The following is a 17,820-nucleotide window of genomic DNA, read 5'->3' as shown; positions in this document are numbered from 1 at the left end:
ATATAACTTTACTTTTCTTACTTAATTAAATCTGCTTTTAACTTTTGAACATATGCTGTTACTTGCCAACGCTCTTCTTCGTTTAACTGGTTAGCATATGATCCCATTGCGTTTTTACCATAGTAAATTACGTGGTAAATACTACCATCAGTAATATCTCTATCAGCATAACTTGGTATACCAAGAATCTTTTCGCGCTTTACTAATTTACCTTGTCCTTTACCTTTATTACCATGACAAATTCCACAGTAAATATCATAAAGTTCTTTTCCTCTGTTTAAATCTATTTGCATAGAATCTAAAGGGCTAGTAAGTTCTAGCTTAGCTTTTTCGAATCCTTCATTAGTGTTTTCGAAATCGTATAAAGAATACCCTCTAGCTATGGTTCCATCTACAGGAAGCATTGCTTCTTGTTCATCTGCAAAAATCTCATACTCACCGTAAGTTTCATATCCTGCAGAATCATACATATTTGGCATAAACTGGTAGTTTGGTCTTGCGTTGTCTTGACAAGAATAAACACTACCTACTACTAATGCTAATACTAATATTTTAAATAAGCCTTTCATAATATATTAATGTGCTTCTTTTTCTACTATATTAATTTCTACTGCTCCTGTTGCTACAAGAAGACTTTCTAACTCTTTCTCGTTTCCATGTACTGGAATTTCCATTAAGAAATGATCATCAGTAGTTCTTGGATCAGGATTCTCAGCCTTTTTAAATGGCCACATTCTACTACGTAAATAAAATGTAATTACCATTAAATGCGCTGCAAAAAACACTGTAAGCTCAAACATAATTGGCACAAATGCAGGCATATTTTCTAAGTAACTAAAACTTGGTTTACCACCAATGTTTTGTGGCCAATCCTCAATCATGATATAGTTCATCATTACAGTAGCAACTGTTAAACCAATACATCCATAAATAAATGCTGCAATAGCAATACGTGTTGGTTCTAATCCCATTGCCTTGTCTAAACCATGAACAGGGAAAGGTGTGTATATTTCTTCTATGTGATGTTTTTCTGCTTTAACTTTCTTAACAGCCGACATTAACACATCATCATCAGTGTAAATAGCGTGAATAACTTTTGAAGATTCCATATGCTATCTTAATTTTTTGATTTGTTAGATTTATCTCCTGAAGTTCTTTCGTCTGCTCCAGTTCCTTCAAGACTATCTCCTCTTTCTCTAATTTTCTTATAACGTTCACCAGAAGACTTTAAAATAGTCTTAACTTCAGCTTGTGCTATTACTGGGAATGTTCTAGAGTATAATAAGAATAATACAAAGAAGAAACCAATAGTTCCAATGAATATTCCTATATCAACAAATGTTGGAGAGAACATTGACCAAGATGATGGTAAATAATCTCTGTGTAACGATGTAACGATAATTACAAAACGCTCAAACCACATTCCAATATTTACTACAATAGAGATAAAGAAAGAGAACATGATACTTGTTCTTAGTTTCTTGAACCACATAAACTGTGGAGAGAAAACGTTACAAGTCATCATCGCCCAATATGCCCAAGCATAAGGTCCTGTTGCTCTGTTTAAGAATGCATATTGTTCATACTCTACTCCAGAGTACCATGCAATAAACAGCTCAGTAATGTATGCCACACCTACTATAGAACCTGTAATCATGATTACAATGTTCATTAACTCGATGTGCTGTACTGTAATATAATCTTCAAGGTTACACACTTTTCTCATAATAATAAGAAGTGTATTTACCATTGCGAATCCAGAGAAAATTGCTCCAGCAACGAAGTATGGTGGGAATATCGTTGTATGCCAACCAGGAATTACAGATGTTGCGAAGTCAAACGATACAATTGTATGTACCGAAAGTACTAATGGTGTTGCTAAACCTGCAAGTACCAATGATACTTCTTCAAAACGTTGCCAATCTTTAGCACGTCCAGACCAACCAAAAGATAATAGTGAATAAATTTTCTTTTGGAAAGGCTTTACTGCTCTATCTCTAATCATTGCGAAATCTGGTAATAAACCTGTCCACCAGAATACTAATGATACAGATAAATATGTTGAAATCGCAAATACATCCCAAAGTAATGGTGAGTTAAAGTTAACCCAAAGTGAACCAAACTGGTTTGGAATTGGTAATACCCAATAACCTAACCATGGACGACCCATGTGAATGATTGGGAATAAACCTGCTTGAACTACCGAGAAAATTGTCATTGCTTCTGCAGAACGGTTAATTGCCATTCTCCATTTTTGACGGAATAATAATAGTACTGCAGAAATTAGTGTTCCTGCGTGACCAATACCTACCCACCAAACAAAGTTAGTAATATCCCAAGCCCAACCTACGGTCTTGTTTAATCCCCAAGTACCAATACCTGTTGATATTGTATAAAGTATACAACCTATTCCCCAAAGAAATGCTACTAGAGAAATAGAAAATACAATCCACCATTGTTTGTTGGCCTTTCCTTCTACAGGAGCTACTACATCCAGAGTAACATCGTGGTATGATTTTTCGCCTGTAACTAAAGGTCTTCTAATAGGTGCTTCGTAATGAGACGCCATAATCCTTTTATAATTGTTTCTTAATTAATTTATTTATGCTTCGTTTGTGTTTCTTACCTTCACTTGGTATACTACATTAGGTTTTGTACCTACATGCTCTAACAAGTGATAAGCTCTCTTATCATCTTTAAGTTTTGCGATGTCGCTCTTCTTATCGTTGATATCTCCAAACACCATTGCTCCAGAGCTACAAGCAGCAGAACATGCTGTTTTAAACTCATTTGGCTTAACTTCTCTTCCATCACGTTTTGCATCAAGAACTGTTTTTTGTGTCATTTGAATACACATTGAACATTTCTCCATTACACCACGAGATCTTACTGTAACGTCTGGGTTAATTACCATACGTCCTAAATCATCATTCATATGGAAATCGAATTCATCATTTCCATTATATAAGAACCAGTTAAAACGACGTACTTTATATGGACAGTTGTTAGCACAGTAACGCGTACCTACACAACGGTTATAAGCCATATGGTTTTGTCCTTGACGACCATGCGATGTTGCAGCAACTGGACAAACAGTTTCACAAGGTGCATGATTACAGTGTTGACACATTATTGGTTGGAAAGCTACTTGAGGGTTTGCTGATGGAGTTTCCATTTCAACAAATCCACCTAATGAACCTTTCTCACCTGATAATCCAGAGAATCCATCCTTTTTAGCATTATCGCTTTCAAATGTATCCTCAGAAGAGTAATATCTATCTATACGTAACCAGTGCATATCACGACTACGTCTAATTTCTTCTTTACCTACAACTGGAACATTGTTTTCAGCGTGACAAGCAATAACACAAGCTCCACATCCAGTACAAGAATTTAAATCGATTGATAAGTTAAAATGATGTCCTATTGAACGATCAAACTCATCCCATAAATCCACTGATGGATCTGTAACAGGAGTTTCTTGGTGATTTAAAGACACTACAGGAACTGGATTCCAAACACTAGACTTTTCGGTATTAAAAATTTCTAATGTAGTTTCTTTAATAATATCACCACGTCCCATTAACGTGTTGTGTAATTGTACACATGCAAATTCATGCTTTCCTGTAGTAGCTTCAATAGTTACTTCTTGAACAGTGTTAAAGTTAGCATATAAAGGATATGCATTTACTCCTGTTTGCATTTCGTACTTCATTCCTTCAGTTTTACCATAACCAAATGATAAACCTACAGAACCTTTAGCTTGTCCTGGTTGAATAATTACTGGAGCTTTAACAGTTACTCCATTTACAGTAACATTAGCATACTTACCATTTAATCCTCCTGTTGCATCATGACTACTTTGGTTAAAGAAGTCACTAGGCTCTAAATAAAGACCTAATTCTTTAGCATCAGCTTCAGAAACAGTTAAATAGTTATCCCAAGTTGTTCTTGTTAATGGATCTGGGAATTCTTGTAGCCAAGGGTTATTTGCCTGTTGACCATCTCCCATTCCAGTTTTAGAATATAAAGTAAGTTCAAATCCATTTGCAGAAGCAGATGCTAATGCGCTTGCAGCAGCACTTGCGTCTAAAACAGTTGTTTCATCTTCTGAAACTTCAGCAGTTTCTTCTGTAGCAGATTGAGTACTTACATAAACACCATCATGTAATGCTTGGTTCCATGAACCACCATTTAAAATGTTAGTGTTCCAGTTTTCTTTTATATAATCATTATAATCTTCACTATTACCATTTAACAGTAATAATACATCTTGAAATTGTCTTGTATCAAATAAAGGACGAATAGCTGGTTGCGTTAAAGCAAAATGTCCTTTTTTCATTTCAACGTCTCCCCAAGTTTCTAAATAATGAGGTGCAGCTGCAACGTATTGAGAAACTATTGCAGTTTCATCTGCTTTCATAGAGAAAGTAACCGATAAATCTGTTTTCTCTAAACCTGAAGCAAATTCCGCAGCATTTGGCAACGTATACATTGGGTTAACACCACTCATGATAACAGCACCAACTGTTCCAGCATTCATATCTGCAACTAACTTAGCAACAGCTTTATCATTACCTTGACGTGTTTTAATAGGTGTTTTAGCGTCAAAAGCTTTACTTGAAATACGCTCATTAATTGCTAAAACAATAGTTTGAGCATTTACATCTTGAATTCCTGTAACTACAACTGCATTTCCAGCTGCTTTAGAAACTTCAGAAGCTGCTTTTGCTACTGCATCTTCAACATGCGCAGGTAAACTTCCAGAAACTGAAGTTCCAGTAATTTTACCATAAAACTTAGCTAATGCTACTTTTTGTTGACTTGGTGTTAAAGGCACACGTTTATCAGCATTTGCACCAGTTAGTGACATATTAGACTCGAACTGAATATGACGAGACATTTTACCTTCTTGAGGCACACGTCCTTTTGCATAACCAGCATCAAATCCACCACCTTGCCAATCTCCTAAGAAATCAGCTCCGAAAGAAACAATAGTTGTAGCTTTTGAAAAATCATAATTAGCTAAACCTCTTTCGTTATATATATTTTGGTAAGCATCTGCAGCAGTCGATTCTGAAACAGCATCGTACACTACATGACGAACATTACCATACTTTTCTTTAAACTCTCCAATTAACTTAGAAGTTGATGGACTTGCAAAAGTTTGCGTTAATAACACAATTTCTTTTCCAGCAGCGCTCAACTCATTTAGTTTTTGAGATACTTCAGCATCAAACTCAACCCAAGAAATATCTTCTCCATTTCTTTGAGGTCCTGCAACTCTTAAACTATCATATAAGTCTAATACAGAAGCCTGAACTCTAGCATTAGCGCTACCATTAGCATTTGCTAAATCGTTGTTTTCAATTTTTATTGGACGTCCTTCTCGTGTTTTCACTAAAATACTAGCAAAATCAAACCCATTAGCAACAGTAGTTGCATAGTAGTTTGCTACACCAGGAATAATTTGATCTGGTTGTACTACATAAGGAATTGACTTAATTACTGGGCCTTCACAAGCAGCTAAAGATGCAGCAGCTGTACTAAACCCAACATATTTTAAGAAATCACGACGTGTTGTAGAAGAAGACTCTAAAGTTTCTTTATCACCTAAAAACTCATCTACAGGAATTTCTTGAACAAATTCCTTGTGTTTTAGCGTCTCAACAGCAGAGCTTTGGTTTGGATTTAGCTCCTCAACACTTTTCCAGTATTTCTTGTTTGATGACATATTAATTATATTGAATTAACTTCTTTATTATTAGTAATGACATTTTCCACACTCTAAACCACCCATTTGCGCAGCTGTAAGTTGGTCAACACCATATTTTTTTGATAATTGTTCGTGGATTTTTTCGTAATATCCATTGTCTTTAACTTTCACATTTGTTTCTCTGTGACAGTTAACACACCATCCCATTGTTAAAGGTGCATGTTGATACATAATCTCCATTTCCTCTACTGGTCCATGACAAGTTTGACATTCTATACCTGCAACACTAACGTGCTGTGAGTGATTAAAATATGCAAAGTCTGGTAAGTTATGAATACGAACCCATTTTACTGGTTTTGTTTCACCTGTATATTGTTGCTCAGCATCATCCCATCCTACAGCTTCATATAGCTTTTTGATTTCTCCATCGTAGAACTCTTTACTATACTCTGCAGTAGCAGTTGTTGGAGCTACTTCATAAATTGACTTATGACAGTTCATACACACATTTAATGATGGTATTCCAGATGTTTTACTTACTCTTGCTGAAGAGTGACAGTACTTACAATCTATACCATTATCACCTGCGTGAATTTTGTGCGAATAATGAATTGGCTGCACAGGTTGATACCCTTGATCAACACCTACCTGCATAAAGTATCCATAAGCAAAATACGCACTAGACAACAAGAAGAAAATTGCTGTAACCAATAATAAGAATTGGTTTTGCACAAATGCTTTCCATAAAGACTTCTTATTAGCCTCTTCAGCTAACTCAACATTATTAGCAGCAGCAAAACGACGTAACGTTTTGTTCACCATAATTAAGCCAATAGCTAATAAAGCAAATAAAATTCCTAGCGCTCCAAGGATTAACTCATTTGAAATCCCACCTTCAGCTGTCGCAGTTGCCGTAGCAGTATCACCTGTAGACACTACTGGAGCAGCCTTTTCTTGCTCAGTATACGCTAAGATGTTATTAATATCTTCATCTGACAATTGCGGAAATGCTGTCATCGCAGCTCCACTATAATCATTAAATACTTTGTTTGCGTAAGCATCTCCAGACTTAATTAAAGCTGAACTGTTACGAATCCAAGCAGACAGCCATTCTCTATCTAATCCTTGTTCGTCGGCTAATCTTTGCTCAACAAAACGCAACGCAGGACCTGTCATTTTTTTATCTAACTGGTGACAAGCAGCACAGTTAGTATTAAATAACGCTTTCCCTTTTGCAGGGTCACCATCTTGCGCGTATAAAGACGTGGAAATAGTTAGAAAAAACAGTAAACCTGAAAGTAAAAATCTTGAGGTTAAATTACGGTATATCACCTGTTTCATATCGTTAATAGAATTATCTTCTAATTTTTGGTACGATTTTTTCATACAAATAGAAAAATATTCGGTTATAAAAATCTCTCGCAAAAGTAACATTTAAAGTGGATTTTAGAAATGTTACAGAAGTGTTAATAGCTAATTTATAAACATTCTAAATAATATTTTTTAATTTGTTTGAGTTAATATACTTTACATTTGTATAAATTTTAAATAGTTATGATAAAATCTAAACAGAAACCTTATTTAATCTCCATGTTATTTTCATTACTTTTTTTAGCATTTAGCGGTGCTCAGGAAGGTGTTACCACAGTAAATCAAGACCCTGAAATTGATAAGCTAATTGCTTTAAAAAAAGAGATAAATAAGTCCGAAATATTCTTTAAAATTCAAATTTATAGCGGAAACCGTTCTGGTGCTGAAAAAATACGAAAAGAGTTTAGAGAAGCTTTTACTGAATTTTCGGATGATATTAAATACGAAACGCCTAATTACAAAATTTGGATAGGCAATTTTAGAACACGACTAGAAGCCGATCGCGCCTTAGTAAAAGTGAAAAAGAAGTTTGAAAACGCATTTGTTTTTAAACCTAAAAAACAAAAAAAGACTCCTAATCCATAAAGCAAAAAAAAAGCGACTCATTTGAGTCGCTTTTTTTATTTATCTATTTTACTATTTAAGTTTTTTCTTAACCTCAACTTCTTGGAAAGCTTCAATAATATCTAACTCTCTAATATCATTGTAGTTTTTAATTTGCATACCACAATCATATCCTTTAGATACTTCTTTAACATCATCCTTAAATCGTTTAAGAGATTCTAACTCTCCAGTAAATATTACTACTCCCTCTCTAATTAAGCGAATACCAGAGTTTCTGTATATTTTACCATTGGTAACCATACATCCTGCAATAGTTCCGATTTTAGAAATCTTAAATGTTTCTCTAATTTCTGCAGTACCAGTAATCTCTTCTTTAAACTCTGGAGATAACATACCTTCCATTGCGTCTTTAAGATCATTGATTGCATCATAAATAATAGAGTACATTCTAATATCGATTTCTTCCTTATCAGCTATTTGACGTGCATTACCCATTGGACGTACATTAAATCCAATAATAACTGCGTCTGATGCAGATGCTAATAACACATCACTCTCTGTAATAGCACCAACACCTTTATGTATAATATTTACTTGAATTTCTTCTGTTGATAGCTTTTGGAAAGAGTCTGTTAATGCCTCTACAGATCCATCCACATCACCTTTAAGGATAACATTTAATTCTTTAAATTCTCCAAGTGCTATACGACGTCCAATTTCATCAAGTGTAATATGACGTTGTGTTCTAACAGATTGCTCACGCTGTAACTGAGTACGTTTAGCAGCAATTTGTTTTGCTTCTCTTTCGTCTTGGAATACATTAAATTTATCACCTGCCTGTGGCGCACCATCTAATCCTAAGATTGATACTGGCGTTGAAGGTCCTGCTTCTTTAACGTTATTACCACGCTCGTCATGCATTGCTTTAACTTTACCACTATTTTTACCAGCTAGTACATAATCTCCAACTTTTAAAGTTCCTGCTTGTACTAAAATAGTAGATACATAACCACGACCTTTATCTAAGAATGCTTCAACAACTGTACCTTGTGCTGGCTTATCTGGATTAGCTTTTAATTCTAATAATTCGGCTTCAAGTAATACTTTTTCAAGTAATTCTTTAACACCAGTTCCCATTTTTGCTGAAATATCATGTGATTGGATTTTCCCTCCCCAATCTTCAACTAATAAGTTCATTTGTGCTAAACCTTCTTTAATCTTTTCTGGATTAGCATGTGGTTTATCAATCTTATTGATTGCAAATACAATAGGAACTCCAGCTGCTTGAGCATGTGATATTGCTTCTTTTGTTTGAGGCATGATATCATCATCCGCAGCTGCAACAATAATTGCAATATCTGTAACTTGAGCACCACGAGCACGCATTGCTGTAAAGGCCTCGTGACCTGGAGTATCTAAAAATGCTATTTTTTGTCCATTTTCTAATGTTACTCCATAAGCTCCAATGTGCTGTGTAATACCTCCTGATTCACCTGCAATTACATTTTCTTTACGTATGTAATCTAATAAAGAAGTTTTACCATGATCTACGTGACCCATTACTGTTACAATTGGCGCACGCTCTTTAAGGTCTTCTGGTCTATCTTCTACCTCTTCAATAGATTCTTCAATATCTGCAGTTACAAATTCTACAGTATATCCAAATTCATCAGCAACAATTGATAATGTTTCAGCATCTAAACGCTGGTTCATTGTCACCATCATACCTAATGACATACAAGCCGATATAATTTGTGTTACCGACACATCCATCATTGTAGCAACTTCACTTGCAGTAACAAACTCTGTTACTTTAAGCACTTTACTTTCTTTTTGTTGTTGCTCTAAGTCTTTTTCGGTTTGTTGACGGTGTTGATCTCTTTTATCTCTACGATACTTCGCTCCTTTTCCCTTTTTAGCCTTTCCTTGAAGTTTCTCTAGAGTTTCTCTTACTTGCTTTTGTACTTCTTCTGCACTTGGCTCTTCTTTTACAACTTGAGGTCTTCTTTGGTTTCTACCTTTAAAGTTTCCTTTTTGACCAGGTCTATTATTACCAGGCCCTCTACGATCATTAGATTGCTGATTGTTTCCTCCTGGTTTACTAATTCTACGACGCTTTTTCTTGGCATCAGCAGCATTAGCATTTTTATTTTTATTATCTTCTTTTTTCTTCTTAGGCTTATTAAATTGAGATAAATCAATTTTTTCACCAGTAGATTTTGGCCCAGTTAACTTTTGATACTTTGTAGCAACACGCTCTTCTTTAGGCGCTTCAGTAGTACTAGGAGCTTCTTGTTTTACAGGCGTTACAACCTTAGGAACTTCTTGTTTTACTTCAACCTTTTTTACAGGAGTCTTCTCTGTTTCTACTTTAGCTGGAGCTTCTTCCTTCTTTTTAGGCGCTTCAACTTTTACTGGTTCTTCTTTCTTTGGCTCAGGTTTTTTAGGCGCTTCTTCTTTTACTTGAGGTGCTTTTGGCGCTTCTTCTTTAGGAGCTTCAACTTCCTTTTTTGGTTCAGCAACAGTTTCCTTTGCTTCACCTAAGTCAATCTTACCAACTTTTTTAGGCCCTTCAAGTGTCGTTTTAGCTTTAACAACTTCTTTTTTAGCAGCTTCTTCTCTTTGAAGTTTTTCCTCTAATTCACGCTCACGCTCTAAACGTAAGGCTTCTTTTTCCTTAAGTTTTGCTTCACTAACTTCTTTAGAGGCTACTTTTTTACTAGCGTCAGTTTGAAATTCACCTGAAAGAATTCCATATACTTCGTCTGTAATTTTAGTAGTAGGACGTTTCTCTATTTCGATACCTTTTGATTCTAAAAAATCAACAGCACGATCTATAGAGATATTTAACTCCCTTAGTACTTTATTTAATCTAATTGTTCCAGCCATAAATTGCCTTTAATAATATATTGCAGATTACTCCTGCTTGTTTGTTTTTATTTAAAACTTTGGATGTATTTTAATCTACAGATATATAAACATCCAATATAAAATAAATTTTTAATCTTCAAACTCTTCCTTAAGAATTCTAACTACCTCATTTATAGTCTCTTCTTCAAGGTCAGTTCTTTTTACTAAATCATCAACATCCTGTTCTAGAACACTTTTTGCAGTATCTAGACCAGCTTTTGCTAATTCTTCAATAATCCATGAATCGATTTCATCTGAGAATTCTGATAATTCAACATCTTCTTCAACACCTTCTCTAAACACATCAATTTCGTATCCTGTTAGCTTTCCAGCTAGACGAATATTATGTCCTCCTCTACCAATTGCTTTACTTACTTCTTCTGGCTTTAAGATGACCTCAGCTCTTTTAGCTTCTTCATCAATTTTAATTGATGTTACTCTAGCTGGACTTAAAGCTCTTGTTATATAAAGTTGTAAATTAGTAGTATAGTTTATTACATCTATGTTTTCGTTTCCTAATTCACGAACAATTCCATGAATTCTAGACCCTTTCATACCTACACAAGCTCCAACAGGATCAATTCTATCATCATAAGAATCTACAGCTACCTTTGCTTTTTCTCCTGGAATACGAACTACATTCTTAACTGTAATTAATCCATCGAATACTTCTGGTATTTCTTGCTCAAATAATTTTTCTAAAAATGCTGGCGCAGTTCTAGACATAATTATTGCTGGTTTGTTACCTTTTAATTCAACATTTTCAATTACTCCTCTTACGTTTTCTCCTTTTCTAAAGAAATCAGAAGGTATTTGTCTATCCTTTGGAAGTATAATTTCGTTTCCTTCATCGTCTAACAAAATAATTGCTCTATGACGTATATGATGTACTTCTGCAGTATAGATTTCACCAATTAAATCTTTAAACTGCTTATAAATATTAGTGTTATCATGCTCATGAATCTTAGAGATTAGGTTTTGACGTAATGCTAAAATTGCTCTACGCCCTAAATCTATAAGTTTCACTTCTTCAGATACATCCTCACCAACTTCAAAATCTGGTTCAATTTTACGAGCTTCAGTTAATGATATTTCCTGATTTTCGTCTTCAACCTCACCATCAGCTACAACTATCCTATTCCTCCATATTTCTAAATCTCCTTTATCAGGGTTTATAATTATATCGAAATTATCATCATCACCAAATTTCTTTTTTAATGCATTTCTAAAAACATCTTCCAAAATAGCCATTAAGGTTACACGATCGATTAACTTATCGTCCTTAAATTCTGAAAATGACTCAATTAACGCAAGATTTTCCATAATTCTTGTGGATTAAAATTTTATCTTAACTTTTGCTTCTTTAATATCTTGGTAAGCTAAATTAGCTTCCTTACTCACTGTTACTTTTCCTTTACCTACTGGTTTAGGCTCTCTTGCTTTCCATTTTAAAACTATTCCGTTTTCATCTGCATCGCTAAGCGTTCCTTCGAGGTTTTTATTATCAACAGTTTTAACTTCTAAATTTCTCCCTACGTTTTTAACGTATTGTCTTGTATGTGTTAAAGGCGATGCTGCACCAGCCGAAGTAACTTCTAAAGAAAAATCTTCTTCTTCCCTATCTAAGTTGTGTTCTATACCTCTGCTAACAAACATACAATCCTCAACCAGGACTCCTTTATCTCCATCAATAACTACTCTTATAGCATTACCTTCTAAAACATTAAAATCTATTAAAAACAAATCTTGTCTTTCAGCTAAGCAATTGTCCAGTAGTTCTTTTACGGTTTCTTTAAACATTTTTTAGTATAAAAAGAGGGGACTTCTCGTCCCCTCACTTATTCTTTTTCTTACAACGCTGCAAATATACAACATTTTAATTGATTTTTACAAGGCTTTAAATATCAATTTTTATTACTAAATTTATAGGAGCATTAAATAAAACTCCTATGAAAAGAATATTAGTTCCGACAGATTTCTCTAAAGAATCAAAAAACGCGCTTCGTGTTGCTGCTCAATTAGCAAAAAAATATGATGGTGAAATATTTCTACTTCACATGTTAGAATTGCCATTACAGCAAATAGAATCATTAAGTATAGAGGGTACAGATTTACCTGAAGCCATGTTTTTTGTAAAATTAGCACAACAGCGGTTTGAAGAATTATTAAATGAAGATTATTTAAAAGGAGTTTCTGTAAGAGATAAAGTAGAAGTCTTTCAAAATTTTGGAGACATTATAAAAATATGTAAGCAACATGACATAGACATGATCGTTATGGGATCACATGGCGCGAGTGGTTTAAAAGAAATGTTTATTGGGTCTAATACTGAAAAAGTGGTGCGTTCATCAGATATTCCTGTATTAGTTATAAAAAATCACCATGAAGAGTTTGATGTAAACTCTTTTGTTTTTGCTTCTGATTTTAAAAACGACAATAAAGAAACATATAAGCAAGCAACTGAATTTGCCTCTTTATTCAATGCAAAACTACACTTAGTAATGGTTAATACAGCAAATAGATTTATAACTACTGCCAAAGCCGAAAATAGAATTCATAAGTTTATCGAAGGAAATGATTTTAAAAATTACGACATTACTATCTACAACGATATTACTGTTGAACAAGGAATTCTTAACTTTTCACAAAGTATTAATGCAGACTTAATAGGCATAAGCACTCATGGAAGACAAGGAATTGCCCATTTTTTAAATGGAAGTATTAGTGAAGATCTTGTAAATCACGCAAAACGACCAGTAATTACTTTTAAAATATAATTACATAAAATAAAAAACCCAACCGATAAGGTTGGGTTTTTGTTGGCCTACTAGGGCTCGAACCTAGACTCTTCTGGACCAAAACCAGACGTGTTGCCAGTTACACCATAGGCCACTCTTTGTTTTGAGGTTGCAAATTTATAACAAAGTTTTATTTGCGCAAACATTTTTTCAATAAAATATTTTTTATCCCTTAACGTTTACTTAAAAATCTTTAAGTGTTACTTATTTATTACTAAATTCGCCACGAACATCAAATAATAATTATGACAGACTTTAACTTTAAAAAATGGAATACCATTTTAGGTTGGTTAGCATTTTTAGTTGCTTTAACAACTTATAGTTTAACTGTAGAACCAACTGTAAGTTTCTGGGACGCTGGAGAGTACATTTTAACCTCATCAAAACTACAAGTAGGTCACCCTCCAGGAGCACCTTTGTTTCAAATGCTTGGTGCATTCTTTTCAATTTTTGCTACAGACCCTTCACAAGTTGGGATGATGCTAAATATGATGAGTGCAGTTTCCAGTGCATTTACTATTTTATTTATGTTTTGGTCTATCACATTATTAATAAAAAAGATTTCATCAGCTTCTGACTCATTAAACGCTAACCAAGAAAAAGCAATTTTAGGTGCTGCTTTTGTTGGAAGTTTAGCTTTTACATTTACAGATTCTTTTTGGTTTAATGCTGTTGAAACCGAGGTGTATGCAATGGCTACCTTAATTATGTCTGTAATGTTCTACTTAGGACTTCGTTGGGAACAGGATATGGATAAACCAAGAGGCAATAAATGGTTAATATTAATTTCGTTTATTACTGGGCTTTCTTTTGGTGTTCACTTTATGGGATTACTAACTATTCCTGCTATTGGTCTTATTTATTATTTTAAACACTATAAAGAAGTAACATTAAAGAACTTCATTATCGCTAATATTACTGTTGTTGCTATTTTACTATTCATTTTTAAACTATTAGCTCCAAACATCTTAAGATACTTTAGTTCGTTAGAGATTTTCTTTGTTAACTCTATTGGGTTACCTTTTAATTCAGGTTCCATTATTGCTGGAGTATTATTAGTAGCAGCCATTAGTTTTGGATTAAAATACACTAGAAAAAAACAATATATTCATTTAAATACAGCTATTCTTTGTATCACTTTTGTTGTTGTTGGGTTTTCGTCTTGGATGATGCTACCAATTAGAGCTAATGCAAATGTTGTAATTAACGAAAATAATCCTTCTAGCGCTAGAGAGTTGTTAGCATATTACAACCTTGAACAATATCCAAAAACACATTTATTTTACGGCCCACAATTTACAGATCAATATTCTGGTTTAGACGAAAATAAGCCTTACGTTGACGACAAGCCTAAATACGAAAAAGATAATGAAAAAGGTGAGTATGTTATTGTAAACGATTATAAAAACGCCACTCAAAACTATAATTCAAAACATGCTTCGGTTTTACCTCGTATGTGGAGTGGTGAACATGCCGAAAATTATATGCTGTACTCTGGTTATTTAGATTTCAATATTAAATCTGATTACAGAATGCAAAACGAATTGAGAGGTATAGTCGCTGATTTTAGAAAAAGAGTATCAGAAGGTTTAATAGATTACGAAGATTATCATTCATTTCTAAAAACTTACGGACAATATTTAGACATAGAAAAGCCAACCCTTGGTCAAAACATTGCTTATTTATTAGAATACCAGCTTGGTTATATGTACTGGCGTTATTTTATGTGGAACTTTACTGGTCGTCAAGATGACATCCAAGGAAAGTACGACATGCATGGTAATTGGATTAGTGGTATTAAGTTTATTGACGAAATGCACTTAGGCTTCTCTCAAGATGAATTACCAAGTGATGTATTAAACAACAAAGCAAGAAACACTTATTATTTCCTACCACTAATTTTAGGATTAATTGGTTTATTCTTTTTATTCAATAAGGATAAAAAAATGTTTTGGACTATGCTTGTTTTCTTCTTATTTACAGGAATAGCTATTCAAGTATATACTAACGTAAGACCATTTGAGCCTCGTGAACGTGATTATTCTGTCGTAGGTTCTTTTTATGTTTTTGCTATTTGGATTGGTTTTGGTGTTTATGCACTTTTCGACTTACTACAAAAGAATGTTAAAAGTAAATTACTTGCTCCAGCAATATCAATTGTATGTTTAGTTCTTGTTCCTGGAGTTTTAGCAGCAAACAATTGGGATGACCATGACAGATCTGGAAGAAAAACTGCTCATGCCATGGCTGTAAAATATCTAGAATCATGTCAACCTAACGCAATCCTATTTACCATTGGAGACAACGATTCTTTCCCATTATGGTATGCTCAAGAGATTGAAGGTGTTAGAACCGATGTAAGAGTAGTAAACACAAGCTTATTTAATACAGATTGGTACATCGATCAAATGAAACGTAAAGCTTATGAAAGTGACCCAATTCCTTCGCAACTAACCCACGACAAGTATAAGTATGGCACAAGGGATTATATTATTAAAGAAATAATGACTGAGGACACCTTAGACATTAAACAATTTTTAAATTTCATTACTAGTGATGACCCTCGAACAAAATACAAGCATGCGCTTCAACAACAAGGTTACGATGTTAGCTACCAAAGAAGTCAAGATTTAAATGCTAACTATTTACCTACTGAAAACATTAGAGTCCCTGTTGACAAAGCATCTGTTTTAGAGCACAATATAGTTAAGCAAAAAGATGCTGATAAAATTGTTCCTTACATTGATTTAAAAATAAAAGGCAATGCTCTTTATAAAAACAGATTGTTAATGCTAGACATTATAGCAAATAACAACTGGGAAAGACCAATATACTTTACCGGTGGTGCTTTTGGTGACGAAGATTATATTTGGATGAAAGACTACTTACAACTAGATGGTCTTTGTTATAAACTTGTACCAATTAAAACTCCAGTAGATAGAGCTAACCCTTTTGATATGGGACGAGTAGATAGTGATGTTATGTACGACATGGTTAAATCTTGGAAATGGGGAAATAGTGGTAGTCCAGATATATATCATGATGTAGAATCTCGTAAAAACGGAATTACATACAGAGGTAATCTTGCCCGATTAATCGAAACATTAATCAACGAAGAAAAGCCAGATAAAGCAGAAGAAATTGCTGATTTAGCTATGGAAAAAATGCCAGTAGATATTTTTGAATATTACACCTTACTAGAACCTTACATTGGCGCATACTATGAAGTAGAGGCTAAAGAAAAAGGCAGAAAGCTATATAAAGATGTAACTAAAAAGTATCACGAAGCTTTAACTTATTACAGCTCTCTTAGCGAGAAAAACCAAACCAATCTTATTGAAAACATTTATACAGATATTGAACGCTATAGAGCTTTAGTAGACGTAATAATGATATATGAAGACCAAGAGTTTGTAGAAGCTGAAATGACTAAATTCAACAACTTCTTACGATTATTTACAGGAGATATTGAAGAGGACAAACCAAAAGATGAAGATATAGATTTACCTACAAGTGACACCATCAACTTTGAGTAAATTATATGAATTTAACTCCTGTTACAATTCCAAAAGTTGCCACAAAAATATTCCCAAACTTAGTTTGGGAATTACCAACTAATGAAAAGGTTCTCTATTTAACTTTTGATGATGGTCCCACTCCTGAAATAACTGAATGGACATTACATCAATTAAACAAACACAAAGCAAAAGCAACCTTCTTTTGTATTGGTAACAACATTAAAAAACATCCAGAAATATTTAATTCTATTTTAAAAGAGGGTCATACTATAGGTAACCATACTTTCAATCACACAAAAGGATGGAAAACAAAAGCAAAAGCTTATATAGAAGATGTATTAAAGACCAAAATTGAAATAGAAAAACATAACATCTCTACTAGTTTATTCCGTCCTCCTCATGGACAAATAAAACCTAAACAAGCAAAACTACTTAAAGCTTTAGGTTATGATATTATTATGTGGAATGTTCTTTCAATTGATTGGGATAAAAAAATTAGCCCAAAGCAATGTTTAGAAAATGTAATTAATCATTCTAAACCTGGTTCAATAATAGTATTTCATGATAGTGTTAAAGCTACAAAAAACATGCAATATACGCTCCCAAAAGTCTTGGAGCACTTCTCTAAAAAAGGATATGTATTTAAACGTATTCCTGAACTAAACCAATAATAGTATTAGCATCTAGCTCACCACTTTGACGCCATTTCATTTCACCTTCTTTATAAATAATTAAAGTTGGCAACCCTTTAATACGTAATGCCTCTGCTAATTCCTTGTTTTTATCTACATCAATTTTTATAATCTTTGCTTTATCACCAAGAGCAGCTGCCACATCTCTTAATACAGCGTGCATTGAAGTAGACTCTTCACTCCACTCTGTGAAAAAGTCTAACAATACAGGAATATTAACATCTATAAGTTCCCCAAATTTTGACATAATT

The 17,820-nt window shown here is 33.8% G+C and carries 12 protein-coding genes, 1 tRNA gene and 1 pseudogene; 4 read left to right on the top strand and 10 right to left on the bottom strand.

Annotated elements, in window-relative coordinates; translation table 11 throughout:
* Positions 1 to 17 precede the first annotated feature (17 nt).
* The 5 genes and pseudogenes from ACLII3_RS07995 to ACLII3_RS07975 form a co-directional block, all read right to left on the bottom strand.
* Positions 18 to 569: a c-type cytochrome gene (locus ACLII3_RS07995; RefSeq protein ID WP_412983709.1), complete on the bottom strand. Its 552-nt coding sequence runs from the start codon at positions 567 to 569 to the stop codon at positions 18 to 20.
* Between the two features lie 6 nt (positions 570 to 575).
* Positions 576 to 1,109 carry a DUF3341 domain-containing protein gene (locus ACLII3_RS07990; protein ID WP_412983708.1) on the bottom strand — a complete coding sequence of 178 codons (534 nt, stop codon included), beginning with the start codon at positions 1,107 to 1,109 and terminating at the stop codon, positions 576 to 578.
* A gap of 38 nt (positions 1,110 to 1,147) precedes the next feature.
* Positions 1,148 to 2,569, bottom strand: a pseudogene (nrfD, locus tag ACLII3_RS07985) (NrfD/PsrC family molybdoenzyme membrane anchor subunit); the annotation flags it as partial.
* Between the two features lie 33 nt (positions 2,570 to 2,602).
* Positions 2,603 to 5,734 carry a TAT-variant-translocated molybdopterin oxidoreductase gene (locus ACLII3_RS07980; protein WP_412987883.1) on the bottom strand — a complete coding sequence of 1,044 codons (3,132 nt, stop codon included), beginning with the start codon at positions 5,732 to 5,734 and terminating at the stop codon, positions 2,603 to 2,605.
* Positions 5,735 to 5,764: 30 nt separating this feature from the next.
* On the bottom strand, positions 5,765 to 7,057 hold the full coding sequence (locus tag ACLII3_RS07975) for a c-type cytochrome (RefSeq protein WP_412987904.1): 1,293 nt from the start codon (positions 7,055 to 7,057) through the stop codon (positions 5,765 to 5,767).
* Positions 7,058 to 7,270: 213 nt separating this feature from the next.
* Here ACLII3_RS07975 and ACLII3_RS07970 point away from each other — a divergent pair, with 213 nt between their 5' ends.
* On the top strand, positions 7,271 to 7,672 hold the full coding sequence (locus ACLII3_RS07970) for an SPOR domain-containing protein (RefSeq protein ID WP_412987881.1): 402 nt from the start codon (positions 7,271 to 7,273) through the stop codon (positions 7,670 to 7,672).
* 51 nt (positions 7,673 to 7,723) lie between these two features.
* Here ACLII3_RS07970 and infB read toward each other — a convergent pair whose 3' ends face one another.
* The 3 genes from infB to rimP form a co-directional block, all read right to left on the bottom strand.
* Positions 7,724 to 10,540, bottom strand: a complete 2,817-nt coding sequence (infB, locus tag ACLII3_RS07965) for a translation initiation factor IF-2 (protein WP_412987879.1) — start codon at positions 10,538 to 10,540, stop codon at positions 7,724 to 7,726.
* Positions 10,541 to 10,651: 111 nt separating this feature from the next.
* Positions 10,652 to 11,884 carry a transcription termination factor NusA gene (gene nusA / locus ACLII3_RS07960; protein WP_412987878.1) on the bottom strand — a complete coding sequence of 411 codons (1,233 nt, stop codon included), beginning with the start codon at positions 11,882 to 11,884 and terminating at the stop codon, positions 10,652 to 10,654.
* 12 nt (positions 11,885 to 11,896) lie between these two features.
* Positions 11,897 to 12,361, bottom strand: a complete 465-nt coding sequence (gene rimP / locus ACLII3_RS07955; protein WP_412987876.1) for a ribosome assembly cofactor RimP — start codon at positions 12,359 to 12,361, stop codon at positions 11,897 to 11,899.
* A 149-nt stretch (positions 12,362 to 12,510) separates the two neighbouring features.
* On the opposite strand from rimP, the gene ACLII3_RS07950 reads away from it, so the two are divergent.
* The gene (locus ACLII3_RS07950; RefSeq protein WP_412987874.1) at positions 12,511 to 13,338 is read left to right on the top strand and encodes a universal stress protein; all 828 of its coding nucleotides are present in this window, start codon (positions 12,511 to 12,513) and stop codon (positions 13,336 to 13,338) included.
* 42 nt (positions 13,339 to 13,380) lie between these two features.
* Here the strand turns inward: ACLII3_RS07950 and ACLII3_RS07945 are convergent.
* Positions 13,381 to 13,453: transfer RNA gene (locus tag ACLII3_RS07945), tRNA-Gln, on the bottom strand.
* Positions 13,454 to 13,604: 151 nt separating this feature from the next.
* On the opposite strand from ACLII3_RS07945, the gene ACLII3_RS07940 reads away from it, so the two are divergent.
* Both ACLII3_RS07940 and ACLII3_RS07935 read left to right on the top strand, forming a co-directional pair.
* Positions 13,605 to 16,895: a DUF2723 domain-containing protein gene (locus ACLII3_RS07940; RefSeq protein ID WP_412987873.1), complete on the top strand. Its 3,291-nt coding sequence runs from the start codon at positions 13,605 to 13,607 to the stop codon at positions 16,893 to 16,895.
* Between the two features lie 5 nt (positions 16,896 to 16,900).
* Entirely contained in the window at positions 16,901 to 17,548 is a 648-nt protein-coding gene (locus ACLII3_RS07935; protein WP_412987872.1) for a polysaccharide deacetylase family protein, read from the top strand.
* Here the strand turns inward: ACLII3_RS07935 and ACLII3_RS07930 are convergent.
* Positions 17,520 to 17,816, bottom strand: coding sequence for a thioredoxin family protein (locus tag ACLII3_RS07930; RefSeq protein WP_412987871.1), 297 nt, complete (start codon positions 17,814 to 17,816; stop codon positions 17,520 to 17,522). The two genes, ACLII3_RS07935 and ACLII3_RS07930, sit on opposite strands and share 29 nt — an antisense overlap.
* Positions 17,817 to 17,820 lie beyond the last annotated feature (4 nt).

It is taken from the genome of Pontimicrobium sp. IMCC45349, from assembly GCF_047219225.1.
Classification (GTDB): domain Bacteria; phylum Bacteroidota; class Bacteroidia; order Flavobacteriales; family Flavobacteriaceae; genus IMCC45349.
The sequence above is the reverse complement of the archived record's forward strand: the minus strand, read 5'-3'. Positions and strand labels throughout refer to the sequence as shown.